Annotated in this window: 28 protein-coding genes and 2 pseudogenes; 15 read left to right on the top strand and 15 right to left on the bottom strand. The window is 58.4% G+C overall.

Features of this window, described 5'->3' with window-relative positions; translation table 11 throughout:
• Positions 1-807 precede the first annotated feature (807 nt).
• The 3 genes from IEX91_RS15510 to IEX91_RS15500 all read left to right on the top strand — a co-directional run bounded on the left by IEX91_RS15510 (position 808) and on the right by IEX91_RS15500 (position 4,378).
• Positions 808-2,040 (top strand): Fic family protein, encoded by a 1,233-nt coding sequence (locus IEX91_RS15510; protein ID WP_188880117.1) that lies wholly within the window; start codon positions 808-810, stop codon positions 2,038-2,040.
• Positions 2,041-2,191: 151 nt separating this feature from the next.
• Entirely contained in the window at positions 2,192-3,409 is a 1,218-nt protein-coding gene (locus IEX91_RS15505) for an RNA-guided endonuclease InsQ/TnpB family protein (RefSeq protein ID WP_188880116.1), read from the top strand.
• A gap of 132 nt (positions 3,410-3,541) precedes the next feature.
• Positions 3,542-4,378 carry a CPBP family intramembrane glutamic endopeptidase gene (locus IEX91_RS15500; protein WP_188880115.1) on the top strand — a complete coding sequence of 279 codons (837 nt, stop codon included), beginning with the start codon at positions 3,542-3,544 and terminating at the stop codon, positions 4,376-4,378.
• A 266-nt stretch (positions 4,379-4,644) separates the two neighbouring features.
• Here the strand turns inward: IEX91_RS15500 and IEX91_RS15495 are convergent, their stop codons facing one another.
• Complete coding sequence (locus IEX91_RS15495; protein ID WP_188880114.1) at positions 4,645-5,715, bottom strand: transcription initiation factor IIB; 1,071 nt, start codon at positions 5,713-5,715, stop codon at positions 4,645-4,647.
• Between the two features lie 1,263 nt (positions 5,716-6,978).
• On the opposite strand from IEX91_RS15495, the gene IEX91_RS15490 reads away from it, so the two are divergent.
• From IEX91_RS15490 to IEX91_RS15480, 3 genes are all read left to right on the top strand, one after another.
• The gene (locus tag IEX91_RS15490) at positions 6,979-7,590 is read left to right on the top strand and encodes a hypothetical protein (RefSeq protein WP_188880112.1); all 612 of its coding nucleotides are present in this window, start codon (positions 6,979-6,981) and stop codon (positions 7,588-7,590) included.
• A 717-nt stretch (positions 7,591-8,307) separates the two neighbouring features.
• Positions 8,308-9,606, top strand: coding sequence for an IS4 family transposase (locus IEX91_RS15485; protein WP_188880110.1), 1,299 nt, complete (start codon positions 8,308-8,310; stop codon positions 9,604-9,606).
• 226 nt (positions 9,607-9,832) lie between these two features.
• A complete protein-coding gene (locus tag IEX91_RS15480; protein WP_188880108.1) occupies positions 9,833-12,142 on the top strand; it encodes a DUF2298 domain-containing protein in 2,310 nt (769 codons plus the stop codon).
• Positions 12,143-12,161: 19 nt separating this feature from the next.
• Here the strand turns inward: IEX91_RS15480 and IEX91_RS15475 are convergent, their stop codons facing one another.
• From IEX91_RS15475 to IEX91_RS15460, 5 genes and pseudogenes are all read right to left on the bottom strand, one after another.
• Positions 12,162-12,608, bottom strand: coding sequence for a GtrA family protein (locus IEX91_RS15475; RefSeq protein ID WP_188880107.1), 447 nt, complete (start codon positions 12,606-12,608; stop codon positions 12,162-12,164).
• Positions 12,601-12,876, bottom strand: a complete 276-nt coding sequence (locus IEX91_RS16420) for a hypothetical protein (protein ID WP_229772959.1) — start codon at positions 12,874-12,876, stop codon at positions 12,601-12,603. The genes IEX91_RS15475 and IEX91_RS16420 overlap by 8 nt, the downstream gene beginning before the upstream one ends.
• 210 nt (positions 12,877-13,086) lie before the next feature.
• Positions 13,087-13,308, bottom strand: a pseudogene (locus IEX91_RS16805) (hypothetical protein); the annotation flags it as partial.
• A 292-nt stretch (positions 13,309-13,600) separates the two neighbouring features.
• Positions 13,601-14,251 carry a hypothetical protein gene (locus IEX91_RS15465; RefSeq protein WP_188880104.1) on the bottom strand — a complete coding sequence of 217 codons (651 nt, stop codon included), beginning with the start codon at positions 14,249-14,251 and terminating at the stop codon, positions 13,601-13,603.
• On the bottom strand, positions 14,251-14,640 hold the full coding sequence (locus tag IEX91_RS15460) for a hypothetical protein (protein ID WP_188880102.1): 390 nt from the start codon (positions 14,638-14,640) through the stop codon (positions 14,251-14,253). Before IEX91_RS15460 ends, IEX91_RS15465 begins: the two co-directional genes overlap by 1 nt.
• A gap of 462 nt (positions 14,641-15,102) precedes the next feature.
• Between IEX91_RS15460 and IEX91_RS15455 the strand changes: the two genes are divergently transcribed.
• On the top strand, positions 15,103-15,435 hold the full coding sequence (locus tag IEX91_RS15455; RefSeq protein ID WP_188880100.1) for a hypothetical protein: 333 nt from the start codon (positions 15,103-15,105) through the stop codon (positions 15,433-15,435).
• A 58-nt stretch (positions 15,436-15,493) separates the two neighbouring features.
• On the opposite strand, the gene IEX91_RS15450 is transcribed toward IEX91_RS15455, so the two are convergent.
• Positions 15,494-15,787, bottom strand: a complete 294-nt coding sequence (locus IEX91_RS15450) for a type II toxin-antitoxin system RelE family toxin (protein WP_188880099.1) — start codon at positions 15,785-15,787, stop codon at positions 15,494-15,496.
• Positions 15,780-15,974 carry a hypothetical protein gene (locus IEX91_RS15445; protein ID WP_188880098.1) on the bottom strand — a complete coding sequence of 65 codons (195 nt, stop codon included), beginning with the start codon at positions 15,972-15,974 and terminating at the stop codon, positions 15,780-15,782. Before IEX91_RS15445 ends, IEX91_RS15450 begins: the two co-directional genes overlap by 8 nt.
• 93 nt (positions 15,975-16,067) lie before the next feature.
• On the opposite strand from IEX91_RS15445, the gene IEX91_RS15440 reads away from it, so the two are divergent.
• A complete protein-coding gene (locus IEX91_RS15440; protein ID WP_188880096.1) occupies positions 16,068-16,244 on the top strand; it encodes a hypothetical protein in 177 nt (58 codons plus the stop codon).
• A gap of 537 nt (positions 16,245-16,781) precedes the next feature.
• Here IEX91_RS15440 and IEX91_RS16800 read toward each other — a convergent pair.
• Positions 16,782-17,118, bottom strand: a pseudogene (locus IEX91_RS16800) (hypothetical protein).
• Positions 17,115-17,435 (bottom strand): MarR family transcriptional regulator, encoded by a 321-nt coding sequence (locus tag IEX91_RS15435; protein ID WP_188880095.1) that lies wholly within the window; start codon positions 17,433-17,435, stop codon positions 17,115-17,117. The pseudogene IEX91_RS16800 and the gene IEX91_RS15435 overlap by 4 nt, the downstream one beginning before the upstream one ends.
• A 290-nt stretch (positions 17,436-17,725) precedes the next feature.
• Between IEX91_RS15435 and IEX91_RS15430 the strand changes: the two genes are divergently transcribed.
• The 3 genes from IEX91_RS15430 (at position 17,726) to IEX91_RS15420 (ending at position 19,229) form a co-directional block, all read left to right on the top strand.
• Positions 17,726-18,082 carry a hypothetical protein gene (locus IEX91_RS15430; protein ID WP_188880094.1) on the top strand — a complete coding sequence of 119 codons (357 nt, stop codon included), beginning with the start codon at positions 17,726-17,728 and terminating at the stop codon, positions 18,080-18,082.
• A 350-nt stretch (positions 18,083-18,432) separates the two neighbouring features.
• Complete coding sequence (locus tag IEX91_RS15425) at positions 18,433-18,837, top strand: hypothetical protein (RefSeq protein WP_188880093.1); 405 nt, start codon at positions 18,433-18,435, stop codon at positions 18,835-18,837.
• A 35-nt stretch (positions 18,838-18,872) separates the two neighbouring features.
• On the top strand, positions 18,873-19,229 hold the full coding sequence (locus tag IEX91_RS15420; protein ID WP_229772956.1) for a Fic family protein: 357 nt from the start codon (positions 18,873-18,875) through the stop codon (positions 19,227-19,229).
• Between the two features lie 730 nt (positions 19,230-19,959).
• Here the strand turns inward: IEX91_RS15420 and IEX91_RS15415 are convergent.
• Positions 19,960-20,697: a hypothetical protein gene (locus IEX91_RS15415; protein WP_188880091.1), complete on the bottom strand. Its 738-nt coding sequence runs from the start codon at positions 20,695-20,697 to the stop codon at positions 19,960-19,962.
• 428 nt (positions 20,698-21,125) lie between these two features.
• Here IEX91_RS15415 and IEX91_RS15410 point away from each other — a divergent pair, with 428 nt between their 5' ends.
• Positions 21,126-21,332: a hypothetical protein gene (locus IEX91_RS15410; RefSeq protein WP_188880090.1), complete on the top strand. Its 207-nt coding sequence runs from the start codon at positions 21,126-21,128 to the stop codon at positions 21,330-21,332.
• A 134-nt stretch (positions 21,333-21,466) separates the two neighbouring features.
• Complete coding sequence (locus IEX91_RS15405) at positions 21,467-22,072, top strand: site-specific integrase (RefSeq protein WP_188880089.1); 606 nt, start codon at positions 21,467-21,469, stop codon at positions 22,070-22,072.
• 164 nt (positions 22,073-22,236) lie between these two features.
• Here the strand turns inward: IEX91_RS15405 and IEX91_RS15400 are convergent, their stop codons facing one another.
• Positions 22,237-22,464, bottom strand: a complete 228-nt coding sequence (locus IEX91_RS15400; RefSeq protein WP_188880088.1) for a hypothetical protein — start codon at positions 22,462-22,464, stop codon at positions 22,237-22,239.
• A gap of 109 nt (positions 22,465-22,573) precedes the next feature.
• Here IEX91_RS15400 and IEX91_RS15395 point away from each other — a divergent pair, with 109 nt between their 5' ends.
• A complete protein-coding gene (locus IEX91_RS15395) occupies positions 22,574-23,158 on the top strand; it encodes a hypothetical protein (protein WP_188880086.1) in 585 nt (194 codons plus the stop codon).
• Between the two features lie 69 nt (positions 23,159-23,227).
• Here the strand turns inward: IEX91_RS15395 and IEX91_RS15390 are convergent, their stop codons facing one another.
• Positions 23,228-23,497 (bottom strand): hypothetical protein, encoded by a 270-nt coding sequence (locus tag IEX91_RS15390; RefSeq protein WP_188880084.1) that lies wholly within the window; start codon positions 23,495-23,497, stop codon positions 23,228-23,230.
• A gap of 450 nt (positions 23,498-23,947) precedes the next feature.
• Here IEX91_RS15390 and IEX91_RS15385 point away from each other — a divergent pair, with 450 nt between their 5' ends.
• Positions 23,948-25,144, top strand: coding sequence for an outer membrane protein assembly factor BamB family protein (locus IEX91_RS15385; RefSeq protein WP_326838248.1), 1,197 nt, complete (start codon positions 23,948-23,950; stop codon positions 25,142-25,144).
• 417 nt (positions 25,145-25,561) lie between these two features.
• Here IEX91_RS15385 and IEX91_RS15380 read toward each other — a convergent pair whose 3' ends face one another.
• Positions 25,562-25,948, bottom strand: a complete 387-nt coding sequence (locus IEX91_RS15380) for a hypothetical protein (RefSeq protein WP_188880080.1) — start codon at positions 25,946-25,948, stop codon at positions 25,562-25,564.
• The gene (locus tag IEX91_RS15375) at positions 25,941-26,711 is read right to left on the bottom strand and encodes a ParA family protein (RefSeq protein WP_188880132.1); all 771 of its coding nucleotides are present in this window, start codon (positions 26,709-26,711) and stop codon (positions 25,941-25,943) included. Before IEX91_RS15375 ends, IEX91_RS15380 begins: the two co-directional genes overlap by 8 nt.
• Positions 26,712-26,911: the final 200 nt, after the last annotated feature.

Raw genomic sequence — 26,911 nt, 5'->3', positions numbered from 1 at the left:
CCGTCGATGCCAGCGGCGAGTTCTGCGAGCGATTTAGTGACTGCTGGTTCGATCGTATCGCGATGGCTTGCCTTGAGGAGCCAGTCGCGAAGGGCAGTTGCGGTGTCGAGTTCGAGTCTGAACGAGGGATCTGTTGCCATTGGTTTGCTGCCTCCATGCTATTGGGGACACAGAAACCTGCCAAGATTTGGACCTTGGTTCAGTTGATCCCAGTGAAGGACGACGTTCATACTGATCGCGAGGTGGAAACTCCCGACATCAGGTGTCACTAGAACGCGAAGCGTTCCGGTTAGTGAACGAGACGCTTCGCGTCTCGTCAACACGGTGGGGGAGCTGACACCCCGGACATGCCCCCGCTCAATAGCTGGCCGACTCCCCTACGTTAATCCGAATAGCTGGATCTGTTGAAGCCGTTAGCCGTTAATAGGAATGCTGATCGAACCGCTAAGTATAGCCAGCGAATCGAACGCCACAGATATCTCGCTTCTGAAGACTATTTGCGGAGGTGTGCTGAATACAAAGCGCATAGCCGTCACCGAACCGAGATCGCGAGGGAGAGAAAAGCGACTCCTTGAACTTGTGTGGTCAGACGCGGTCCGGTCAGCTAAGAGAACCGTTTCCGCGAGACGTTTATTCAGATGTCGTATAGCGCGCGATAGAAAAAGAAGAGTTACCGGCGTTTACTCAATACAATCCGAGCCGTCCAGAAAAACGATTCCCGAACATCGGTTACTCAGGCACGACGCCGGCGAGATAGGGAAACGATTTCGGATAACCTTTTACTTAGAGCGGTGGAACAGATAGCTAATGAAAGACGGCTACCTCATAGATACACCTGCCCCGGGTGTGTACCGGCCAGTTGATTCGAGCTCCGGCGTTCCGTTCTCGAAGTTTTACAAGCCGAACGAATTACCGCCGGATATCGAACTGTCGGACGATGTGATTCAGGCGTACGGCCGTGCAATGCACTCACTCGGACGGCTTGATGGGTTTTGGAGTGAGATCCCGAATCCCGAGACTGTCTTCGGCCTCTTCGTATACAAGGAGGCTGAACAGTCTTCGCAGGTTGAGGGAACTCGCGTCACGGTCTCAGATATGTATAGGGAAGGTGGGGATTCGAAGGACGTTCGCGAGGCACGGAATTATGCGTCTGCTCTGAAGGAGGCAGCGAGACAGCTGTCGGAGACAGGACGATCGCGAGAGAACCTCTCGAATGAGTTGCTGAAAGACCTGCACCGGAAGCTGATGGAAAAGGGGCGAACAGACGACAGAGACCCACTACCGGGCGAATTTCGGCCGGATTACGCGTGGATTGATGAATCGAAAGGTATTGGAACGCACGTCCGTTTCGCTCCGCCAAAAGCCGAAATAGCGGCGTCAAGAATGGAGAACTTCGAGGAATACATGCAGTCTGAGGGGGCGTACCCCGATCTGATTGATATCGGAATACTGCATTACCAGATCGAAACGATCCACCCATTTATCGACGGAAACGGCCGCGTCGGTCGTCTACTTATCGTGCTGTTGTTGATGGCGTCGGACATCTTGCTCCACCCGCTATTCTATCTCAGTTCCTACATCCGACGGAACCGAGGCGAATACACGGACCGGCTTTTAGCGGTTAGCGAAGAAGGGGACTGGAACGACTGGCTACTATTCTTCCTCACCGGTATCAAAGAGCAGGCGGACGAGGCGTTTAGTCGGGCGAAGCTCCTCCTCCACCTTCATAAGCAATACCAAGAGAAGTACGCCGACGCTCGCCCGTCGGTTACGGCTCTTCTCGGCGAAATCTTCACTGAGCCCGTATTTACAGTTAACCGTGCCGCGGAGATGATCGATATGTCGTATCCGGCAGCGAATAAAGCGGTATCTATACTGGAAGACGAAGGGGTTCTTCGGGAACGCACGCAGAAGGAGCGGTACCGGGAGTTCCAAGCGGATGAGGTCTTAGACGCATTAAATAAAGATGCAGACAAGATCCCGTCGCCAGAGGCGTTAATTGCAGAGAACGAGAATCGACTCGACGACATTACGCAGTAGGCGACCTTTCCCTGTACTTGCCTGTGGCTCGCTGGGAAAAGCTTGAAGAAAAGCCTGCGAGCCTCCCGTCGCTCGCGGTAAGTACGCAGTCCTACCTAATGGTTGTTTCACCGGAGAAAGTAACGAACCAATACGATTTCAATTGAAAGACGTGGCGGACGACTACCTGAGACGCACCGCAATCACCCGCCCTAGCCTCACCCACGAGCAGAAGCAACTGCTTGATGCCACTATCAACGAGTGGCAAGATGCCTGCAACATCAGCAGCCAGATCGGATGGGAACACGGTGAGACGCGGAAAACGTACCTCCAAGACCTCGCCTACGACGGAGTGCTGGAGAAGACGCGTCTCGGGAGTCAGCACGCAATCCTCGCCACCCACCAAGCCGCAGCCGCACTCTCCGGCGTCGAAGAAATCAAAGAACTGGACGAGGGGTACAAGACATCACGTCCGGAGTTCACCGCCGAGACAGTGAAATACGACACCCGGACGATGACGATATTCGACGACGGAACAGTCTCACTTTCCACGGTTGAGGACCGTATTCGGTGTGACCTCGCGTTGCCGGACGACGAAGATGGCTACCAACACCAGTACCTCAACGATGAGGACTGGGAGGTCACCGAATCCACGCTTTCTCGGCGTGATGGCGACTACTACCTGCATCTCGGCTTTCGCAAACCGAAGCCCGAGAAGCGGGTCGAACAACAGGGCGACGACGAGGACAGGACAGTTCTCGGCGTTGACCTCGGTATCGTCAACATCGCCACCACCAGTACGGCGTACTTCGCGTCCGGTCGGGAGCTTCGCCACCGCCATCGGGAGTTCGAGCGGATACGTGGCAATCTCCAACAGACCGGTACACAGTCCGCACATCGGACGATTCAGCAGATGAGCGGCAGGGAGTCCCGGTACCTTCGGGATGTGCTGCATCGCGTGGCCAACGACATTATCGAAGAAGCGTTGACGCACGACTGCGAGTACATCGCGTTCGAGAACCTGAAACACATCAGAGAGCGTGCGCCACTGGTGAAAGAATTCCACCAGTGGGCGCACCGCCAGCTCGTTGACCTCGTGGAGTACAAGGCTGACGCGGAAGGAGTCTGTGTAGAGTACGTTGATCCGGAGAACACGAGTCGGCGGTGCCCGGAGTGTGGACACACGAGCGAAGGGAATCGCGTCAGGCAGGCGGAGTTCGAGTGTGAGAAGTGTGGTGCGACAGCGAATGCGGATTATGTTGGAGCGAAGAACGTTGGGTGGCGGTACGTCCGTCGCGGCCTCCAGTCGTCGCGGCGGACGGGCGACAGTCAACTCGCCCTGAAGTCAGGAACGGTGACGCCAAATCGGGGATTCGTCCCGTCCGACTAACGTCGGCAGAGGCCGAGTTCACTGACAAGCCCCGCGCCACCGTGCGCCGGGCCGTTGACTAGGGCCTGGATGTCGGAGGGACAGACGAGATGTCCTCGGTGGGCTTTTCAGCTATGCTTTCGGTGTTCGTATATGGCATTCGGACCGGGCATCTCGGTTCCGACTGTTGCGGGAGCGCGGGTGGTATATCCGGCACGGATTGTTGCGGTATGGGGTGCACTCACCGCTGCGAGTGTCGGGCTTGGATACATCATCCGCCGAAGCAAACTCTGGCTCGTCAGGGAGACAGGAACCGACCCATTCGGTTGGTTTAACCTTCTCAGTCGCGAACCCGCTGCCGATACAGAGAACGCGGAGGATACGGACACGTACTCGGTCGCGGATCTCAAGGAGCGACTTGACTGGGAGCGAGAGTGGTGGCGTCGGAAGGCACGGTCTGGGGGGCGATCAGTCGTGGTCGCGCCAGTGGTCGAAGAGCTCACCTTTCGAGGTGGCCCATTTCTGCTGGCGCTGACGCTGGACGGATATCGACTCCCGCTGTTGGTCTGCGGATCGGTGCTTTGGGCATACCTCCATACGCTGAATCCACGCGGCTCCCGTCGGCCGACAGTGCCGGTGTTTGTCGGTGGGTTACTGCCCCTGTATCTGTGGGTCGTGGGGCTCTGGTGGGTCGCAGTGCTGGTGCATGCGGCTAATAACGCAGTTGCGATGGCGGTGGAGATCGGTAGAGAGTGGTGGAGACGCTGGCGGCATTCATTTACACCGGGAGAGGAATACACCGTCACCGTCGACGACCAAGGTCCACAACCCGAGGTTCACGGACTGTATCAGGCGCACACACCGGCGAACGAGACACTCCATGTTGCCAATGTCGAACCGGGCGCGACCACTCGTGTGCGAGTAGCGACGACGGTTGGATTCCACGGCTACGCATATCCGGTTGCCGAGTCACACGACGAATCTGAGTGAGCCATCTGGGTTCTCATTCGCTGCGACGTGGACTTGGTCGACCACCTCGGCGGCGAACGCCTGGTCCGTCGTGCGCGTCCGGCCTGTGGCAGTCGGTGGAACAATCAGGGTAGTGAATGCCGGAAGGCGCCGAAACGGCCCTGAGCGCTGGTATCCGTCTGCTCTCGGTCGTGGCTGCCGACGCCTTCGGCGTCGGGAGCGGTGGGTGGGGCGGTGGGGCGTTCCCGGGCGGTGGTCTCAATAAAAAAGAGGGCGTTGAGAGCTCGTTACTGTAGTCGGATGCGGCCGCGTTCGAGGACTGCGTCCGGATCGTCGCATCCGTGCTTCGCCTCGTAGGCGTCGTGGAGCGTCTGCGAGTACCGACTGATTCGGCTTTTCGACGTGTCGACGACGGTGCTTGCTGCGTCAGCCACCTGCGCTTGGGTGACCACCTTCCCGTCAGTGAGTCGATCCGCCACGTAGACGGCTGCCGCCCCCATCGTCAGGCGCGACGTCCCCGGCCCAACCGGTTTCTCGTCGGCGATCGCCAGGAGGTGGTCACTGAGCTCCCGCAGTTCCAGACACGTCTGCACGTCGAGGATGTCGTCGAGTGCGATGAGTACATCGTCGACGACTCCGTCTCGCGCTGGGGGTACGTCGAGGTCGAGCTCGCACCGTAACTTCCGCGCTGCCGCGCTCACTCGCTCGTACGAGGACTTCGTATACTGCACGACGTCGTCACACGACCGAGGGAATCCCGCCTCGGTTGCTGCAAGCAGCACCGCCCCGCCGGCGAGTGCCTCCCAGGCCATCCGCCCACCCGGCAGCCGCGCTTCCGAGGCGCTCCGGAGATATTGCGCCGCCTGCTTGCTGACGTGGTCCGGCAGACCCAGGTTACCGCTGATCATCTCGACGTCGCGCAGCCCCTCGTTGAGCCGCTTCGTCCGCTTGCGCTTCTCGCCGAACTGCATCCGCTTGTGCCACTTCCGGAGGCGTTGGACCTTCTCCCATTGCTCGTTGCTCAGGGGATTCCCGCGACCGTCGGTGTTCCGCCCGATCTTCGTGTGCAGGCCCTTGTCCGTCCGGAGTGGATCCACCGTCTCGATGCTCTGGTCAGCGTCTCCAACCAGGCCCAGATCGTTCAGCGTCGGACTCAGATCCACCCACTCGTCGGCAACGACCAGCCCGCAATCCGTGCAGAACGACTGCTCGTCTTCGGTGATTACCTGGCCCTCGCACTCTGGACAGGCCGACCGCCCCGCCGGCTCGTGCTCGACCGTCGGCTCATCTTCGCGTTCTTCGGTGGTCGTACTCTGTACGTCCGAAACCGTCTTTCCGCTCGCGTTGTTACTCGACATTGCAGTGCTCTGAAGGCGCTCACCACAGCGCCCGACGCCCCGTGTTCCAGCACGGGGTTTCCTCGACGTCACGACCGACAGAGTCGTCTGCGCGCTCTCGCTCGCGCCTTCGCGAGCGCCCTCCTGGGCGCGACGCGAGAGCGCGCCCGAGAAGGAGAATCATCCAGCACCGCGCGCCGACCCGCCCGGAGCGAGCGGCCAGCGCATTCCCCGTTCGCCGCGACGCAACCCTGTCCGTCGCGGGCGGCGAAGCCGCGGTCCCCTGGACCCGAACGGGTGAAGCGCTGGCGTCGAGACCAGATCCATTTTAGCCCGGAACGCGGCCGAGCGTCGCGAGGCCGCGCCAGCCCGGACTGGTCGGTCGCGAGCGACGCGGAGGGCGGCAGCGGCGAGCGGGGCGGGCCGATACATACACACCTGTCCAGCCGGCTACGTCGCTCGGTGAACCATCTACAGTCCTGGCGGACTCAGAAAGGGCGAGGCCGCCTCAGCCGTTCCCCGCCCCCGCAAGCACCGCAGGCACGAGGCGCGCAGCGGTGGTCGCGGGACGTCGAGCGGTCGAGGGTTTTCCTCACTAGTATTCCGTCGAGTTGATGTTCGATAGTGCGAATCTTCGACAGGGTACGCGACCGCTGTTAACCAACAACTATTGGTCGGAACCGACACTGTTGGTTAATCGGGCCAAATAAATTCGCTCGCAAACGGCTCTATTTTCAGTCGGCACGAGGGGTATTTATCTGGAAATGATGGAGTGTTCTTAACCAACAACGCGGGAAAGAGGTGCCAGCGTTGGTTAATATCTATCTGGATCCCCGTTCGGCCCGTCGCTATGATTGTGATCCAACTCAGTACCAGGCTTGAACCCGGTCAACCCCTCGATGCGCTGTTCCAATCAATGCCCAGCGCTACTGGCTGTACGTCGCTATCAACTCCAATACAACTGAATTTTTCAGGTCAAGATTGGTAGAGCGCAAAACCTTGGCCTTTCAGAACTCGTTGATGGCGCGCCATAGCTTCAAGAAGCACTCCGTCGCCAGGGCCTCCGATTCCAACACGTCGCACACAGGAATCGGAATGCTGTCGAATGCCTCTACAAAGAAATAAAATGATAAACAAACTAGCTTGCAAACTATTCCCGATACGCCGACCCAGTAACCACCAAAACGCGGTTGCTCACCCACACCTTCTGCCAAAATCGGCTAATCTGAATAATGCCTCTCTATTGTCCCAAGATATTTGTATTTGGTGATTAAATACCTGTATATGCCAACCAGGTTCGCACTATTTGGAGTGGTTATCCTCGCGTTGTTCGCTGGCTGCGGTGGGGTAGGTTCTCCAGGGCCATCTGGCACGCAAACGACCTCAAAATTAACCAACACAACAACGGACATACAGACGACCACGCCGACCCAGGATGTAGGACCTCGGGAGTTCCAGAACCTCTCAAACGCATCCCAAGCGCTCGCTTTGAAGGCAATCAAAAATGGGGAGGCGACCACACTCCGCACGGATCTTAGTGGCGACCTTACGCCAGATATGGATTGGTCGCGGATCCGGTATCAGGGGACAGTCTACAACCTGTCGTGGCAACGCATCGGACTTGTCGCACAGTACAAGATGTCTCATACTGCTCACGTGAACGCGTCCGAGATTGGAAACGATAGCGAAGTTATTACGTACGAGAACCTCTCCGATCGGGCACAGCGATTCTTTACCGAGGCTCGCGCCGGGAACGAGTCGGCGTGGTATGACCGTGAGGCGTTCCCGAATGAATTCCACGACTATCACCTCGTAGAGTACCAGGACGAGTACTACCGAGTCATCGTCTATACTGGGGACTTTGAGAAATATCGGCTCTCTGCAACCCCAGTATAAGGCCACTCCGCTATAGAGGGCATTGTTCAGGTTAGCCGATTTTGGCAGAAGGTGTGGGCGAGCAACCACGTTCCGGCGGAGTGGTTCTTAGTCAACAATGGCACTGTCTAGTTGAGTCAGTTTGAGAAGTGAGCAGGTCGTTGAGTTTCTTGTCCAAAGATGATCACAGACCTGCTCAGCGAGAGCTGTGGACCGGATTTAGAAGACCAGTAGTGGGTAGCACAGTTTCTTTATTCAGTTTGTAGTCTGTAATTGAAGCGGCTCATTCATTTCGGTTCTTGTATTTACTCTTTAGCGTAACTTGGCATATCTATCCGATTCTGAGTGCCTGACCGGCTATAATTCATTGTATTATTGTCATACAATATGAATGGGCCGACGACTGGGGACGAACTCTGGTACACGGTATTGAACTCCTCTCCGAGCAGGAGTTAATCACCATCTCGGACATGATGGACGAACTCGACGACCCGCCAGCGAGACAGATGGTCCACCGGCGGCTCGAAGCGATGTGCGAGAAGCCATGCGGGACTTCATCGCGCTCGCTCACCCGGGCGAAGCGTCGGCGCTCAGGGATCGAACCCGCGTTCGCCATGTTCAGGTAGCCTTGCCGTTCGAAGTAGGCGTCGAGGACCATCCGTGTTCGGTTAAGCGGAGAAACCGACAGACAGCGCCCTAGTGACGAAGCTATCGTTGTAGACCGCGTGGGGAGAGAATGTGTTCAAGACGCTCTCCCCGGATCTCATACGACGGCGGCTGACTTCCCTGTTTCCCACCGAGCTAATCGAAGACATCGCGCGCGAGCGCGATGTCTTCCAGCGTGATCGGAAAATCGACATCACGATGCTCGTCTGGACGCTCATCATGGGCTTCGCCGTCGACGGCGAAGCCCGAACTATCGCCGGCTTTCAGCGGGCGTACTCCGCAGTAACCAACCAGACCGTTGCCCGCTCCAGCTTCTACGATCGGTTCACGCCCGCCCTCGCAGCACTGTTGAGCGACCTCCTCGAGCACGCTCTCGAGGAGGTCGCCGTTCCTCACACGATCGCGCCACAGTTCGAGCTGTTTCGAGAGGTGCTGATCGCCGATGCAACCGTGTTCAGGTTGCATCGGCTTCTCGATGCGTTTCCCGCGACTCACCCGGGTCAATCTGGCGCGAAGCTCCACGTCGTACAGAACGCGAGCAAGCAGACGATCGAGCAGTTCCAGCTCACCGACGAACGCACCCACGAGAGCAGCCAACTCCGTACCGGGAGTTGGCTGCGAAGCCGGCTGTTACTGTTCGATCTGGGCTTCTACAGTTTCCGTCGCTTCGCGTTGATCGAGGAGAACGGCGGGTTCTTCCTGACTCGGCTGAAGTCGAACGCGAATCCGTTGATCGTCGGAGAGCGACGGAAATGGCGCGGGCGCGCCATTTCCTTGCCAGAGCGTCGTCTGCGGGACGTTCTGGGAGATCTCAGTCGGGAGATCATCGACGTAACCGTGGAGATCGAGTTCAAACGGCGGGCATACGCTGGGAAGCAGTCAACGGATTCGATGGAGTTTCGTGTCGTCGGTGTCCGCAACGAGGACACCGACGACTACCACCTGTATGTGACGAATCTGCCCGATAAGTTCACTCCGAAGCAGGTCGGGGCGCTGTACGGATTGCGGTGGGAAGTGGAGTTGGTATTCCGGGAACTGAAGTCGCTGTATGGGCTGGAGAAGTTCCAGACGAGCGATCCAGCGATCGTCGAGCTGTTAGTGGTGGCGGCTCTGCTGACGCTGACGGTCAGCAGAGCCTTACTCGGGGTGTTTCAGGAGCTGTTCCCAGAGACAGTGTTTCCGCGAGAACGCTGGGCGAAGACCTTCCGGTCTCTCGCCCAGCTCATTCTCGAAGATCTGGCCCAGTCGTTCGGCCATCCACCGCCGAACCTGTCGGAGCTGATGTTTCGTGACGCCCGCCAACCAGAGAAATCGCGGCTCTTACTCAGCGAACGAGTGGCTGAGGCCTTCAGGAGGCGATCCAGTGCTTAACCGAACACCAATGCGTCGAGGACGTAACTTCGCGTTACTTGCTCGATTCGCCGTGAACTCTTGGAAGTCGAGCTGGGTCGCTTCGCAGACAGCATCCCTGATGAGTCCCTCACTCACCCCCGTCCCCTGGATGTCTTCCAAATCAGTGCAGGGCTTCATCCTGAATGATCTCCTACGGATGAGCGATATACAGTACACTCTTGGCGCTTCGTCGCCACGGCCCGATGTGGAATTCCTCGCCCTCCTTCGCTGGTCTCTCATGCTCGCCGTGCTCTGGGCGGCGGCGCTTCCGCTCACGAAACGGCTCTTCCCACGGTCCCCGACTGCGGGTGCCGCCTTCGGACTTCCCGTCGCCTTGTTCGTCGTTTCGCTCCCCGCGTACTGGGTCGGGAAACTCGATGCGACCGCTGGCTTCGTCGTCGGCGGACTCACACTCCTTACGCTCTCTTTGCTCACCCTCCGCACGGGTATCTGGCCCGACCCGAAAACGCTCCGTATCCCGCTGGCCGTGTTCGCCGTCGCCTTCGGCGCGCTTCTGGTCGTCCGTCTCGGCTATCCTTGGATCGTCCCCGCCGGCGGGGAGAAGTTCCTCGACTTCTCCCTGCTCAAGGCCGTGCTTCGGGCCGAAACCTTCCCGCCGGAGGATCCGTGGTTCGCCGGGCGGACGGTCAGATACTACTACGGCGGCTATCTCATCTCGGGGTTCCTCACGACGCTCAGCGGGTTGGAGGCCCGCTACGCGTACAATCTCCTCGTCCCGACGTTTTACGCCGCGCTCGCGACCGGTGCGTACGGGCTCGCGGCAGCTATCGCTGACCGAAGCGGCTCCCCCCCTGTCGTGGCGGGCCTCGCCGCGGCGTTTCTGTCGACGGCGTCGGGGACGCTCGCCACGCCGGCGCGCCTCCTGTTGGGGCTCTTCCCCGAGCAGCTGGCGCGCGAATACGGGCGCGCCATCGTGAGCGGCATTCGGGCACCCTACGGGGAGGCCTTCGCCCAAGCGACGACCCCCGGAGAGTGGTCCTACTGGCTGGGCCGGTACGTCATCCCCAGAACGGTGGACGTGTTCCCCTCGTGGACGTTCGTGAACGGGGATTTACGTCCGCATATGACGAGCGCGCCGTTCCTCGTCCTCGCGGCGGCGCTGGTGTTCGCGTACTATCGAACGCCCGAGGAGGATGTCTGGCGTCGGCGCGCCCTCCTCCTCTTCGTCCTTCCGGCGCTCGGTGGGCTGCTCGGCGTCGTGAACACGTGGGAACTCCCCGTCGTCGTCGGTCTCACGTTCCTCGCGGTCACTTTCGCGGACGCCGATCCACGGAGCCTCTTCGGCCCTGCCGGCTCTCGGTTCCCCCGTTTCGAAGGTCTCCACTCGATCATTCGACGCGATGTAGGCCGTCTGCTCGGTGGCGGTGTCGCCGCACTCGTCGTCGGTGCCATCGCAGTCGCGTGGGTCGCGCCGTACTTCCTCTACCATACCGCGACGAGCGATGGCGTGGGCTTCCTCCCACCCGGAAGCCCCCTCGTTCCGTTCCTGCTCGTCCACGGCGGATTCCTCGTCCTGTTCGCACTTCTGCTCTGGACGCCGACACGCCATACCCTCCGTAACGTCGGCGGGACGCGTGCGCTCCTACTGGGTCTCGCGATCGGTGTCGTGGCACTCGCCGTCGCGGGCTTCGCACCCGTCGCGCTCCTCGCCGTGTTTGGCCTCGCGGCGTGGGTCGTCGTTCGACGCCAACGCGCGGAGCACGACGGCGATGTGTCGCAGCGCAGCGGTGGCTTCACCGTCCTGTTAGTGCTCGCCGGCGTCGGCCTCCTCATCTTCGCCGAACTGGCGTACGCGAAGGTGTGGCCGTACAATCCGAACGCGCTCCGCTGGAACACGGTCTACAAGATCTATCACTCGGTGTGGATACTGTGGGGGATCGGTGGCGGCGTCGCTGTCGCAGCGATCCTCTCGAAGGCGCTCCGTGGGCTGTCGGCACGGAGCACCGGCGAACGCGTTCGGCCGGTCGCCGCCGTCCTGCTCGTCGTTGCTGTCATCTCCGCGATGGCCGTGTTCCCGGCGTTTGCGGGCGGCGAACGGGCGAACGCCGCTATCGAAGGAGAAGCGACCCTCGACGGGCTCGGATACGTCAACGACTCGCACCCCGATGCGGGCGCGGCTATCGCGTGGTTAGACAGCCGTGAGGGAACCCCGACGATCACGTCCGCACCGGGGATCGCGATCTATCAATGGATGAACGCCCCTTCCAGCCTGACCGGGATCCCGACGGTCCTTGGGTGGGTTCACGAGAAGGGGTATCGGGGCTCAAAAGCCTACGAGGACCGGCGGGAAGACGTGGAACGGCTCTATGAATCCAATGCGAGCACGACGCTCGCGATCGCCGAGAAATACGACGTCGAGTACATCTACGTCGGCCCGAACGAGCGCGAGCGCTACGACCTCCGGGAGTTCGGCTCCCACGAGCGTATCACGCCCGTCTTCGAAAAGGGGACCGTGACGATCTACAGCGTTCGAGCCGACAACGCCTCGTCTTAAGGGGCGAGCGGTTCGCGATTCACGTTTCTGCCGGGTTCCACGTGAATAGGCCTTCACCGATATAGTTCACCGCGAAGCCAGTCCCGATGCCAATGAGGTTAGCGAGCGTGGGCCACAGCTCGAGACCCGCGAGGCGAACGGAGACGGTGACGAAGTCCGTGAGTGCGATGAGGACGACAAACCCGACGGCGAGCCCGACGGCGCGCACGGCGTGTGATCGGAGGAAGCGATCGACGAACGAGCGGATGCCGGCTGCGCCGGCGTCCGCGAACGTCCAGCGGTCATTGAGGACGAACATCAACGAGATAGAAATCTCCGCACCGACGGCCTTCGCGACGAGCGACCCGGTAAGCGCGGTCGCCGTCAACGCGAGGACTACGATCGACTCGACCGACGCGCCGGTCACGCCGACCGAGAGATAGCGTCCGAGTAGCCCCCCGCGAGCGAGCGATTGAAGCCTATTCATGGGTCTCGACGAGCGGCGTCGGTCGACAGACGATGCGGGCGAGTGGGGACGACGCGCCCCGCACGGTCGCCGCGCGTTCGCGCGCGGCGAGCAAGCCCCGGGCCATCGAGAGTGTATCACTGATCGGTGACACCGTCTTGTTCGGTTGGTCCTCCCAAGTGACGGGAACCTCGACGATCCGTTCGCCCAGCGCGTCGGCGACGGCGACGAACTCCACGTCCCACGCGAACCCCGGTTCGTGGAGATACGGCCGAACGTCGCGCCACACGTCGGTCGTGACCGCCTTCGCCCCACACTGATAGTCACTCAGTTGGACGCCTAAAAGTGTGCGTGCGAGGGAGACGAACCCCGCACCGAGCCCTCGTCGGACGAGGGACTGATGGGAGCGAACATCTGCGTCGGGGTGGCGACGACTGCCGACGGCGACCGTGGGAGCCGTGTGTCCTTCCGCGTCGCCGCCGTCGAGCGCGGCAACGATTTCGGCGATCGACTCAGGGGGTGTGCTAGCGTCGGCGTCCGCGAGCACCAACCGATCGACATCATCCGCGAGCGCGTCAAAAGCGTCCGTCACAGCCGCACCTTTCCCACGACGCGCGGGCGACACCGACACTTGGGCGTGCTCGCGAAGGGTGTCCACGACACCGGGATCGGGGTCATCCAGCGCGACGAGAACCTCGTCGGCGACCGTCGTCGCGAGCATATCGAGATATGGGTGGAGGCGCTTGAGATCCGGTTCGTACGCTGGCACAGCGAGACCAATAGAGGGGCTAGGAGTAGGCATTGAGAGCTGCGAGTGTATTTGAAGTTACGTGGATTGGGGGCATGGGCCTTTTGATGTAATATGTTCAACTCGGGACAGATAGAAAAGTAGTTGCATACCCTCAAAATGCGCGTCGACCGCACGCAAATAGCTTGAATAATTCATGTACTACTATAACCGCCGGAGAACGTATCAACTCATCAATATAAAGGCGACGGTTGGGGGTGCAGAACTAGACAGGATCTTTTGGGGATATCTTTTTTGTCATGCAATCAGCCCAGAGCATACTTCGATAGAACGAAGAGTAGTCGGAAGGGTTTACTAGATCATGCTGGCAGCCATTTTCTGACCATTTACTTGCATGATCCGCAAGCATGGGAGTCACATAGTATTGTCCGATTGTGGGATATTCCGGATCATATTCCACCCAGTTATCACCACGTTTATGATCATTTACATCACTATCGTATAGCAGTTCATGGCCGACCTCATGTAGTGTACCATGGATTGCGGCTCCTTCTGGAGTATTATACATTTCTGTCTGGGTAGTAGTACTAGACATACCCGCGATAACCCCACCATCATCACTATATGACGCCCGCCTTCCTGCTGCACCAATTGGGTCGGCTTTCCCAGATACTAGAAGATGGTTTGAATCTTTCGCCCACAGGTCTGGATGCTCAGTCTGAATCGTGGCAGCGAAATCATCTAAGTTTGGATCACTATCATTGGCGTCGTATTGAACATTGGGAGTTGAAATATCAAACCCGAATTCGGTATCATTCAGAGCCTGCGTTAGGTAGTTCTTGGCAACTTCAGGCGCTTGTAATTGGGAATTAGAATATAGCTCCTGCGAAGCGAAGATGTTTATTTCAATAGACATCAGTTGATCACCTCTGGTCGAATTTTAATAGATTTCTTTTCATCTATATGTGTTTTATCCTCCGTTTGATACCCATCTCCCTGAGTGAAAGACCTGAGACAGTATAATTTACTTCCCTTCTGAATAAATGGTGTCTCTCGGAGGCCAACAGGACAGTCCCTCACTAGTGACTTATGACTCCCATTTGAGACGGATTTATTGAAGTACCGCTTAGCTCTTTTATCTAGTGTATGAAAGTCAGAGATTAGCTTTTCGGGGATAGTGGGATCTTTATTCTCCTTGACTGCCGCCGTTTCTTCCGGGATCACTGATAGGCTTCCACTGATTGCCATGACAGAACCGATGCTTTTGAGTACTGTTCTTTTGCTCGTGTGATCCGTATCACACATAGTACCTCATAATTAAATTCATCCATTATAAAATTAATTCATGCTTCAACTATCAAGGACGGGTCACCCCCCGTTGAGAGACTACGCGTCCTCGTAGGAGATGTCGTTGTGCGAGCCATCTGCCACGTCCACAAAGATCTCGTAGGCCTCCTGCACCCAGTCTGAGAGAAAGAGTCGGTGAGTCGGACGAGTCTGAAAATCGCGTCATTGGAGCTCAGTATTCGTAACTATAGCAGTCATCGGTAGTATAGTGACTTTATTCAGAAAACACACTGAAAGAAACTCGTACACCGGTAAGTTACGGAGACAGGTCTGAATAAGAAAACCGTGCCATCAACCACTGATAGTGATCACCAGAAATACTACTTACTTCTCTCGTTGGATCTTCGAGAGCCAGCGAATGCACCTGTCTTCAGCGGCTGCCACGACAAAGACTTCTGAACCCTACTATAGACGATCCGGATGTACGCTCCGTTCGAACTAAAGGAATCGAGACCGCTCAGCCAAGCTCTCGGAGACTACCTGACCGAGCCCACCTGGGCCGGAGAGGATGCGAATCCCGACGTCGTCCTCCAGCACGGGGACAACCCAGAGGTGACTGTCTGGATTGCGCGCTATCGCACCTCTCACGGGGTCGCGTACGTCCTCACCTGCTGGGGATGGGACCACCAGATGCACTTCGATGTCCCGAAAGAGACCGTCGCTGACGTGATCAAGCAGGCTTCCGGTAGCCACTCCTGGACCTTCGACATCACGAACGACGAGCTCCTAGAGAATCTCATCGAGGAACTCTGACCAACTTCCGCACCCGGCGCAGATCTACAGGGCCGACCGAGGTGTTTGAAACAGGGATTCAGAAACCGTATCGCTTGTGTGCCTCGTCGATAGAGACGATCTCCAGCACGCGCGCCTCTTTCTCGTCCTCCAAGACGGTGTAGATGGCCGTGTAGGTTCGAGAAATATGCAGCCGGTAACGGTCTCGCTCGCCGTCGATAGGAAGCTTCTCCTTGTCTCCACGGCCGCGTCCGGGGTACGGGTTGTCTGCGAGGTAGCCGAGATTCTCCGTACAGATCCGTTTGGTCTTCTCGTCGGCAGCGTCGAGGAACTCACACGGTTGGTCGGCGAGCAGGACGTCGTACTCAGACATCCGAGAGAGACGTCAACTCGTCGCGGTCCGCCTCCTCCAACTCCTGGAAGCGCTGCTCCAACTCCTGTCGGCGGCGCTGCTGAGCCAGTTCCTTGAGAAGATCGTCGTAGGTCTGGCCGGGCTCCTTGAGATCGTGGAGTTCCTTCCGCGTCTCCTCGGTTACCGGAAGGCGTTTGTCAGCGGACATGGCCTATACAGACATATAGGACTGTCAGCCTTAACAGTTTTTGGTAGCTCCCTTTACGTGTATTAAATCTAGAGAAGAATCTCCGTCTATTCGGTGTCGAAGACTGGCGTCGGCGAGGACGGTAAGCAGATACGGAATGGCTGGTTCGACGTCGTGGAGTTCGCCACGGCATGGGAGCTCGAGTTCGCCGTGATGCCCGTTTCGCACTATCACGCCTTCTCCCGGCCGTGCGTCGTCTTCTACGCTCCCAAGTGGGCCAGCCACCACTAACTCATTCGGCGTTTAAGTGATTCTCGTGACAATCAATAGCTACGAGGCGCGGACGCCTGTTCCTCCCGGAAGATGCACACCCTCCAGCGAAGCACTCAACGCTCCTCGCATAGGTATTCGACACCACCAAACCCCTCCCACGAGGAGATGCATGTAGATGGCAGACCCGTGAGAGTACGACCGCGCATATACTCGCCCCCTCTCTGGCCCCCCTATTACACACAATGAGCCAGGAACACGCCGAGAAAGACGACCTTGAGGAGCACCGCGAGCGCGTGCGAGAGATTATCGACGAGGACCGCGAGATTCTCGACGAACTCGCGTAGCCCCTCTCCTCACAGACACTCCGCCGCCACGCGTCGACCCCAGAACCAAAACCACTTTTTCACCTCTACTACCGGGGATTCAACCCGATTATGAAACGCCGGAGCGGTGCGTAGCCGGTCCCTCGACGCATCTCGACGTCACCAGAGTGGTTTAACCAACAGACTCGGCTGCCCGCAGCTGACTGTTGGTTAAGGACGCGAGACGGCGCTTTCAGCGGATACCGAGATAGCCAGCAGCCTCGGTAGCGATTTTCTCCGTCGTCGCCTCGACGAGACGCCCCTCTTCACGCGCCATGTCCGCATGCCGAATCGTGACGACTGTCCACGGATTCACATAGCTCTCCCGCGGCAGGCCGCCCGAAACGAAGTCGTCGTCGGTGAGCGGGATGGCGACCGCTCGCCGCGTCGTCGTCGCGGCCGCGTAGAGCGCTTCCTCGTCGTGGAACGGATGAGTGCGGTCGCTCAGACAGACGTACGGCCTAGAGGTCGTGATCTGCGAGGAGATCCGGGCCTTTCACAACCGCGCCGCGCTCGAAGACGTCCGTCATTCCCCGTCGCCGTAGTAGTCGTCCGTCGTCGAGGCGGAGCTGGCGTTCACCTGCGCCGCGTACGAGGCAAGTCGGTCGTCCTCTGCAATGGCCCAGTACCGCCCGCGGTGTCGAACGAGGCCGCGGTCCTCCAAGCGGGAGAGCGCAGCGCCAATGCTCCCGCGCTTGATGCCCGTCGATTCGTGGAGTTCCGTCTGCGTGAACGCCTGGTCGCTGTGGTCCGCGAGGAACTGAAGAAGCCGATACGGGTGTGTCCCTTCCTGGAGGTTGAGGACATCCGCGGGTTCGTCGTCGAACCGATCGATACTGATGGGCATGTGTAATAGAACACAATAGACCGTAATAACTCTGTGGTCAAGCGGTGACGGACTCTACCTGTCCCGTGGCGAGTCGCCGTTGGATACGAGCAAGAGACTATCCACGATAAGGCTGCAGCTGTCTGCATGCTGGCGAAGCAGCTCTCGCAAAAGCCGAGTCCTATCGCGGTGACGCGGTGCTGCTTCCAGATGGTGCTGCCAGCATGTATGGCCGATCGCAGGAGCATCTCCGAACACAGGCTGCCCAAATTATCGGCCCCTCATTCCAGTCAGCCTTCGGGAGCGTGTACGTGTCAGGATTTCCGTCCGCAGACCTCACGTATCCCGAGGCTGCAGCCGCCGACTACATCGCGGGCTACGTTCGATCCCAGATGGACGCGGGAGAACATCCCACCGAGCGCTACGACTCTGTAGTGTGGTTCAACCGCGACTGGCGGGACGCGACGTCTTCACCCTTCCCGTTCTATCAGATCAAGGGACTCACCGGGTCGTATGGCGGGATCGAGCAGACTCGTGTCGCTGCGTGGATCAAAGGTCGATATACTGGTGATGAGTCGCACGACGTCGCCTCACAGTGGCAGAACACGGTCCGGATGCTCGAGTCGCAGACGCTACAGGAGTACCTCCTCAAAGGATTAGGACCGTAGAGCGGACGTCAACAGAACGTAGGCCATTACCCCACGTTCCTAACCGGATCAGTCCCGAGGGTTCAACCCAGCGGGCCTGGTCCGCGTCCTCACCTTCCTCTTTCTCGGGGACGGGGAAAAACCTTTTTACCAAACTTCCGCGATTAGGGCAACCGGAAATAGAGAATCCGATACCGGTCAGAGAAGACGGCCCCTACCACGCTACTTCCTCTCCCCCAGCCTCAAGTTGGTGGGCGCACGCGGCCGGCGTTCCAGCGCCGGTCGTCTTCTCGACGACATCGCCACGTGCTTACTCACACGACTATCGTACAACACCAAAAACTATGGTGGCTGGATTCACTATAGCAACCATGACAGAGAAGACTTCGATAGAGGTGACGCGGCAGACGTGGCAAGACCTGAGCGGGCAGAAATACCCGGGAGACTCGTTTAACGACGTCATCAACCGCCTCCTCGCGAATGAACACCGCGAGTACGTCGCCAAGGACGACCAGACCGCGTGCAACTACGGCCCGAGCTCGAAGCTCGAGGACGGTTGGGTACTCGACGTCACCACAGACGGCGGCGACCACGTCGGCATTCACTTCCCGGAGGCCGCGATGTACGGTCTCTGGACCGAGGTGCAGGGACGACCGTGGCCGGACCGCCTCGACGAACAGGAAGAGGAGGCACAGCTTCGTCGCGAACTCGTCGATCGCGCGAACGGTGCCGACGCCGAGACGCTTCAAGACGCACTCGACGCGATGGAGCCGTGACGACGTCACCACCGTATCCCCGAGCAAAGGAAATCGTGGCGACGCACGAGGAGATTGAAGCTGACTACGACCTGAAGTACACCGGCGCACGGGTGGCGTCGCCACGTCTCGAAATCCGGCGTCTACTCCGGGAAGGCGAGGACGTCGAAGGGCTCTACCCGCGAGCGGCCTTCCTCCTTCGAAAACTCGTCACCGCGCACGTCTTCGAGGACGGTAACAAACGGACGGCCTGGGTGACGACACGCGAGTTCCTCCTAGACCACGGCGAGGAACCACCTGACCGCGGCCCGAACGTCCCCCGCGTCTTGCGGAAGATTCGCCGGTACGACGTCGACGAAATCGCTGAGTGGTTGGAAACCGGCGAAATCGATGAGGACCGCCTCGAGCCGTAGTCCCGTGAGAAGCTTCAAATCAAACGATCCCCTATACTACACACAATGAGCCAGGAACACGCCGAGAAAGACGACCTTGAGGAGCACCGCGAGCGCGTGCGAGAGATTATCGATGAGGACCGCGAGATTCTCGACGAACTCGCGTAGCCCCCTCTCCTCACAGACACTCCACCGCCACGCGTCGACCCCAGAACCAAAATCACCTTTCTCACTCTACTGCCGGGGGTCTCCCCCGATTATGAAACGCCGGAGCAGTGCGTAGCCGGTCTCTCGCCGAGTCTCGACGTCGCGTTCCGTCCGAACCCGACTATGGAAGAGTGCGCGGTTCTCCCTGGCGTCTGTACCGAGCACACGCCCCGCGAGTGTCGTCGACGGCGATCGGGAGGCCGGACGCGCCCCCAGCCTACGGGATTTGGACAGGGCTCGCTAGGGCGCGCGCTTTGCGCGGCAACTATTGCGAGAAATGCGCGCGGCGTCCGCACGAACGATATGCGCTCTCGGCCATCCTCCGACTTTCGTTCACTCACCCGGGGCCTGATTTACCCGTAGTGGGCCTCCACACGATGCGGAGCACGTCCAGAGACTCTCTAAAGCTCTCTCCATCCTCCATACCGAGGGGCGCGAGTGGTATATCCTAGTACCTAGGGACGACACCGTGGCGGGCCCGCGCATTGGCGCGGCACAGCGTCTCTCGCAGGTTCGAGAAGAAGGGGGTTGACAGGGGCGGGGGCTACGAGCGGAAGCGGGCGAACCATCCACCGCGTTCCTCGAGTGCGTCCTCAACCCGATGCACTCGCTCACCGAGGTCGGCTCTCGCCGTGCGTGACTCGTCGGCCTTCTCGAGGACCTCCAGGTGGACGCCGTTCACCCCACCCTCGACGTCCTCGATCTCGCCGTCGACGCGTGCGAGTTCCTCTTCCAGCTCCTCTACACGGTTGGTGAGGTGTCGAACCGTCTGCTGGAGACGGCGATAGCTGTCGTCGTCGACGTCGAGTTTCGTACGCTGGAGGTGGCGATACTGCGTGTCCGTCCGGCGCGCGTGCTCCTCGTACTGTGCCTCGAGGTCGCGGTGGCCGCGCTCAACGTCGTGCACGCGGCCGAAGATTGTCTGGAGCCGCTTCGCGAGTCGCTCGAAACGCCCGGTGAGGAGCTCGAGGTTCAGGTTCGTCGCGAGCCGCTCGCGATTCTCCCGGAGGAACGCCCAGCCGTCCTTGGTGATCCGCCAGACGTTCGCGTCGAAGGTCGCGCCCGGGTTCTCGCGCTTCCCCGCGCGCTCGACGAGACCCGCGACGGTGAGTCGAGCGTCCATCTGGTGATGAACCGACTGTCGATTCGGGAACGGCGTGTGTGCCTGTATCTCGCCGGTCGTCCCCTCGCCCCCGATATCCTGGAGCGCGCGGAGCGTCTGTTGTGCCTTCTTCGTCAGCTCGACGTCATTGTACACGACGGGATCCGTGGTGGAGGACATAGCCGCTCGAACGCGACGGCAAAATATAACCCAGTTGGAGAAAGTCGACTCCGCAGGCTGGAACGGCCAGTATCTGTACACTGCATACCGCCTGTTCCTTTGGACGATTTCGGCGATATGCAACCATCTTTCACGGCCACAGAAGCACGGAGAACCCCCAGCACGCAGATTTAAGCGGAGAACAAACTGCACAACGAGGGGTGAACCCCAGAAATTCGGCGTGTTCTACTCGTCGGGGGTAATTGAGACGGACGCACCTCGAAATCGACCGAGACGTTCCTCGTTGACACGGCATCCGCGATCATCTCGGCTTCGGAGGGTAGGATGTCCGCGTTCGCGAGCGGTTGATCTGGTGTTTATGGAGTTCGCCCCCGACAGAAGCCACAATGAGTCGAGGGCAACCAGATGGAGCGGCAGTCGTATTGGGTATGGTCGTCGGGAATATCGGCTGGGTGGTGGGAACGATCGTCCTCCTCAACGTCGTCGACAGCCTATCGCTTCACTCGCCGTCCGCGATGTTCACGCAGACGGCCTCGTCCTTCCTCTCTACGTGGTGGGCAATCGGAGCGATGCTCGGTATCGTAGATGTAGCCGCTCTTATGGCGTTCGTGTCCTCGGCATTCGGCGGTCGGTAGGTCTCTGCCGACTTATTTTAGAAGTCGTCACTGGACCACTGCTATTCTCCGCTCAAACGGCCTAATCGGGGATGACACACCGCTGTTTCTGATGCTCGATAGATATTTAGTGTGAGCTTGTTCTAGAAGTTCCTATGCGACTGGAAGCGACCGCAAAGCAGGACGAATACAAGGTCTGGATGACCGACGCCGAGCTCGAGGAGTTGCGGCGGGCCGCGGCGAACCATCGCGACGATCTCATCATCCAGCTTGGTAGCTACGTTGGCCTCCGAGCCTTCGAAATCCCGCAAATCCGCCCGGAGCATGTGAAACGCACGCCGGATGGTGATCACTACCGACTCCGAGTTCCAGAGGGAAAAGACACAACGGGGAACGGCGGAAAGCCACGTGATGCCTACCTCCCCGCAGACGTCGAGGGCGACATTCACCGCTACCAAACTGCCGAAGATATAGCGCCACACGATTTATTGATTGATCTCACCGAACGCGGCGTCCGCGACGTCGTGAAGCGCACGGCCGAGCGTGCGGCCGCCGAAACCGGCGACGACGACTACCAGTACGTGAGCTCCCACGACCTCCGCCGGCGCTTCGCGCAACGCCTCCTCGTCGACCGGCAAATGAATCCCCGCGTCGTGATGGCCGTCGGTGGCTGGGATAGCTTCCAGGCCATCGAACCCTACCTCAACGCACCGACGGCAGACGTCGTCAACGATGCCTTCGAGGAGGCCGGACTCGCGTAACATTTTCCCCGTCTAAAGGTGGGGCTTCCTACAAGGGGGGCGTCGCCTGACTCGGTTTCAGGACTAAACGCTGAGAGAGCCATCTGTTGGGATTTCCGACTTGTCTTCGGTGTTGTTCGGAAGAGACGTGACACACATCTGCCTCAAGAAAAGTCGTTAGTACTTCAGTAGAGACTCGAGGTCCTCTTTGCTTGCGGTATTCCCTTCAATGATGGTCTCAATACCGCGAAGAACGCCTTCAGGAATCCCAGGACGATCTCCGTCCTCAGCGTCGCCCTCGCGGTCGTCGCCAGGTAGAACAACCTGCTTAATGCCTCTTCCACACCACCGTTTCCGCTGAACAAAGCCGATAGTTCACTCGATGCACGGTGTGTCTCCCGGATCTCGCTCACTTGGAATGCCGACGGCGAGTGTTGCGTACAGAGAAAGAACCTAACAGACAGGTATTCCGATCCCACCCATCACCGAACCTATTTTATATTATGTCATATTTGTGGAGGTATGGATAGAATGCGGCTTCTCCGTCTTCTCTCAGCGGTACTGGTCCCGCTTGGACTCCTCCTACTGGTACTTGGCGTCTTCACGAGTGATTTCGTCGCGACCGTACTCGGTCTGACTACCGCCCTTCTCGGAATAGCGTTCTTCTGGGTGATCAGACAAGCGTTGGATGCGGGGTTGGACCTGACGGCATTCCCTGTGTTCGTGATGAGCCTCGTTCAGCTAGGCGGGGTACTCTTCGTGTTCGCTCTTCTCACCTACTCGCTTAGCGAGATTGAAAGCGTCAGCCAGGTAGTCCGTACAGGTAGCCTTCCAGCCACGCCACTCTCCTATATTGGTCTCCTAATGGGGGTCTTGCTTGGCGGTGGGGTTCCATACCTTATGCACCGGTTAGGTGAGTACGGCCAGCAGTTGAGTGAATCACTTCCTGTCAGACTAGTCGGGTTCTCGTTCACGTTCGGAACCTACGTCCTCTTGATTGTCTACCAACCTGCAGCAAGTCTGCTGTACGCTGGAGCGTATCTACTCAGCCGTCTTGTGACTCTGCTCGGACTATTCGTTTTGTCATCAAACCAGTCTAGAGCCTAGATAAACTGCCACTTTCAGAATACGTAACGCCTCTTGTTCGTTAGATACAGGCAAACTATTTACCGGTGCTCAGACGGGTGGGTCGGTGAACACTGTATCAACGAAGAAGACGTAGAGTATCAGTGTCAGGAACCAGACGCCGAAGAACGTGGCCCAAGTCAGTCCCTTGTGGCACCGTAACCGGCAGGAGTGAAGCGTTTGCGGCTCGTCGGTGAACCACACGTCACGGTCCTCAGTACCGTCAGTGACGAGACCAGAGCGCAACAACAGGCGGAGCGCGAGGAGCCCCAGGAGCGGCGTCAGGACGAATCCAAGATAGACTAGCGCCGTTTGCAACATATTTGTACAGCAGAGCTATTCTCCGAGTTTGTCTGTTACCGTCTCGAAGAGCCGGTCTGTCCGCTCTGGGAAGACGAGAGCAGGTGGGTTCCAACGACGACACCAACAACAATACCCCGTGTGAGATCTTGGAGAACTGTCGTTCCGAGTGCCGCTCCGAACGTCACCCCAACCAGTATTGCCAAGATAACCCGTTCCCCGTCAGTGTCGTCGGAATCCTCAGGTATCTGTATTGGACATGTCTCCGAGAGGGAAAAACAACTGGGGCGGCCTTACGTGAGCTGAAATGACTGTTCGGTTCGTCGTTGAATAGCGCTCTCCAAGCGAAAAACGCTTAATCTGGGTCTGCTGTTATCACCCATTCACCGGCCACAAGAGGCCATTAACGAAGCCACCACTATTTAATACGACAACTCGAACGACCGCGAAGAGTATGGGATAAAGAACTTAATGTCTGGTAGATGTGAATTTACCATGCCTTGGTCTCGACGTCATGTACTTCGGAATGGAGGCCTCCTCACTATGTCCATTATCGGAGGATGCGTTACATCACCGTCACGAGAGTCCACGATAACACCGACGGGTGAGGATCCAGAATACACAGCTGCTCGCACACAATATCAATATACTGCTGCGCATACGGGTTCGGTTAATACGTCAGTGCCTACGGATATCACTAGGAAATGGCGATCACGGCACGAGGAGGTTGACGGAGGACTAGCGGTCATAGATGGCCGCGTTCTTGTCGCTACTACCGACTCGCTATACGCATTGAGTACGACCGACGGGTCCAGACTCTGGAGTGCGCCTTCAAATGTTAACAGTATCACGGCACCAGCTGTGACGCGAGACACAGCATACGTCTCTATGCTCGGTAGTCGTGAGGAGAGTACGGGTGTTTCTGCGATTGACTTATCCGACGGAAGTCTCCGATGGCGGGCGCTTTCCAGTACTGATATTTCGTCTGCACCGACGCTCTCGAACGGTCGAGTGTACGTTACCAGTCTAAGCAACTCAGAGATCATCGCACTGAATGCGACACGTGGAGAGTCCGACTGGCGCTCCGATGAGGGCCAATATCTCTCAACGCCGACCGTCGCGAACGGAACTGTCTATGTCGGCGGGAAAACGAATGTTGTCCACGCCTTGGACGCAACCGATGGAAGCGAACAGTGGCGGTACGAAGTGGATGGTGCTGTTCGGGCCACGCCCTCTGTCATAGAAGGAACCGTATACGTCGGTACACAGGCGGGCTCGATCTATGCACTTGAGCCGGCGGACGGAAGCGAACGCTGGCAGAAGGACATTGGCTCGGACATCACTGAACCGATTTCCGGAGAGAACGGTCGCATCTATGTTTGTGGGGGCGGGACGATTTATGCTCTCTCGACGGATGGGACGGTTCAGTGGTCCGTTAAGACGACCCAATCTGCGTCTGCTCTAAGCGCCACGAAGAATTCCATCGTCTACACCGACCAGAATATTGTCTGCCTCGACGCTGCAACGGGGGAGACTCGATGGACATTCGGCGTGCAAAGTAGACAGTCCGGAGATACGATGGTGACTGGCATCGAGTGTTCTCCTGTCGTCCGAGACGGCGTCGTGTACGCCGGCACCAACGCTGGGGACATTTATGCTATTCAATAACTGTATTGGGACCTAGCTACTAACTTATGTGCCACTGTCGAGTTAGGCCAGTTTGAGGATTGGACAGGTCGTTAAGTTGATTAGTTCAGATGCTCGAAGACCTGCTCAGCAAGTGCTCTGGTGAGCATTTTAGATTCGCATACCTACCTAGCAGATGCTTCACCGAAAGTAGTGTCTAACTAATAGGGTTTCAACAGAGCCACGGCAGCTGTAACTGCGGCACCGAGGCGCGAACGGATCTGACCTTCGAAAAAGATGCGAGGGATAAGTGAAGCTCCTCCTCGTAGCTCGCTCATCCTCCCGTCATACCGCTATTCAACACCGACATCGGGGCAGTTGTGTTGCCCAGTCAGGACAACATACGCATGGTAGACGGTCGTGGTGTGAGTGAATAACGCTGGTATCCGCCCTCGACGATCATTCCGAATCTGTGCTTTCCAACCGTTCTGTGACTTCTGTGATGTCCATTTTCCCCAAGCGTTCCAAACCGAGTTCGACGATTAGCGGGTAGAAGTGGCGCGTTTTCTTGAGGTTTACCTCGGCATCAGCTTCTGATAGTGAGAGATCCAGTCGTTTGAACGCCGTCGTGAGATCGCTATCGAGGTCGTCGTCGAGGTAGAAACTCCGCACGTTCCATTCCTTCTTGATGTTCTGTGCCTTCTGTGAAGTCTGTGACTTCCTCTGTTTCCCGGATTGACCAGACGTCATGTCGTTCTGTGACTTCTTGGAAGTAGCCGCGTCGTCTTGGTCGTCCTGGTCGTCGTCAAACCGGCGGCTCAGCCGGTCATCGATCTCGTCACTCATCGATGATCTCCGCAGCGATCTGCGCATACACGTCGGTCATATCGGTCTCTTCAGCGTCTTCTGCGAACACCGAGCCCTGGTCTTTCACTGCCCGCTTGATTGCGGCCCGACTGCGCACGGTCCACACTGCGACACGTCCTTTGAAGCGCTCGTTGAACCAGTCAATGGCCGCCCGCTGTTCATTATCCAGCGGATAGGCCACGTTCGAGACGATGAGACCGAGGATATCGATGTGCGTGTCATAGTTGTCCTCGAGCGTGTCCAGCTGGCGGAGTAGATGGTTAAGCGCGAGCTGGGAACTTTCGTCGGCTTCGACTGGGACGAGCAGTTCCTCGGTGGCGAGAACGACGTTATCATTCAGTGGACCTAGCGACGGCGGCGCATCGATAAGGACGACGTCCCACGCGGTCGCACTCTCCAGAACCTTCTTCAACCGCAGCCGGGGGCGCATCCCGCTCGCGATAAGATCCTGCTCAAGATGGAACATATCGATGTTGGCCGGGAGGAGGTCAAACTCCTCGTGAGCGACAACGAGATCGTCGACGTCGTGGTCAGCGGGCGACTGAAGCGCATCGTACAGTGACGGTGGGTCCGACGTGTACTCGTCCTCGAACCCCAGCCGATGCGTGAGGTACCCCTGAGGATCCATATCGACGGCAAGAACGTCTACGCCAGCAGCAGCGAGTGCGCCAGCGACGTTGATTGTGTTCGTGGTTTTACTCACGCCACCCTTCTGGTTCGTGATCCCAATTCTCCGAGTCATGGCTTCCATCCGTTCTGTGCGTTCTGTGACTTCAAATAGCTACGTCAGACAGACGGCGTCTCCAAGATCGTCGGAACCTGCGGAAATATGGTGTGGGGTACGGAACCTCCGGAAACGCCGGTGCTGTGGATATTCGGGTAGCCTACGGAAACTCACCCCCCACCTACGGAACCTGCGGAAACGGTGGTCGAAGGTTTTTT

It is taken from the genome of Halarchaeum nitratireducens, assembly GCF_014647155.1.
In the GTDB taxonomy this organism is placed as follows: Archaea; Halobacteriota; Halobacteria; order Halobacteriales; family Halobacteriaceae; genus Halarchaeum; species Halarchaeum nitratireducens.
The sequence above is the reverse complement of the archived record's forward strand: the minus strand, read 5'-3'. Positions and strand labels throughout refer to the sequence as shown.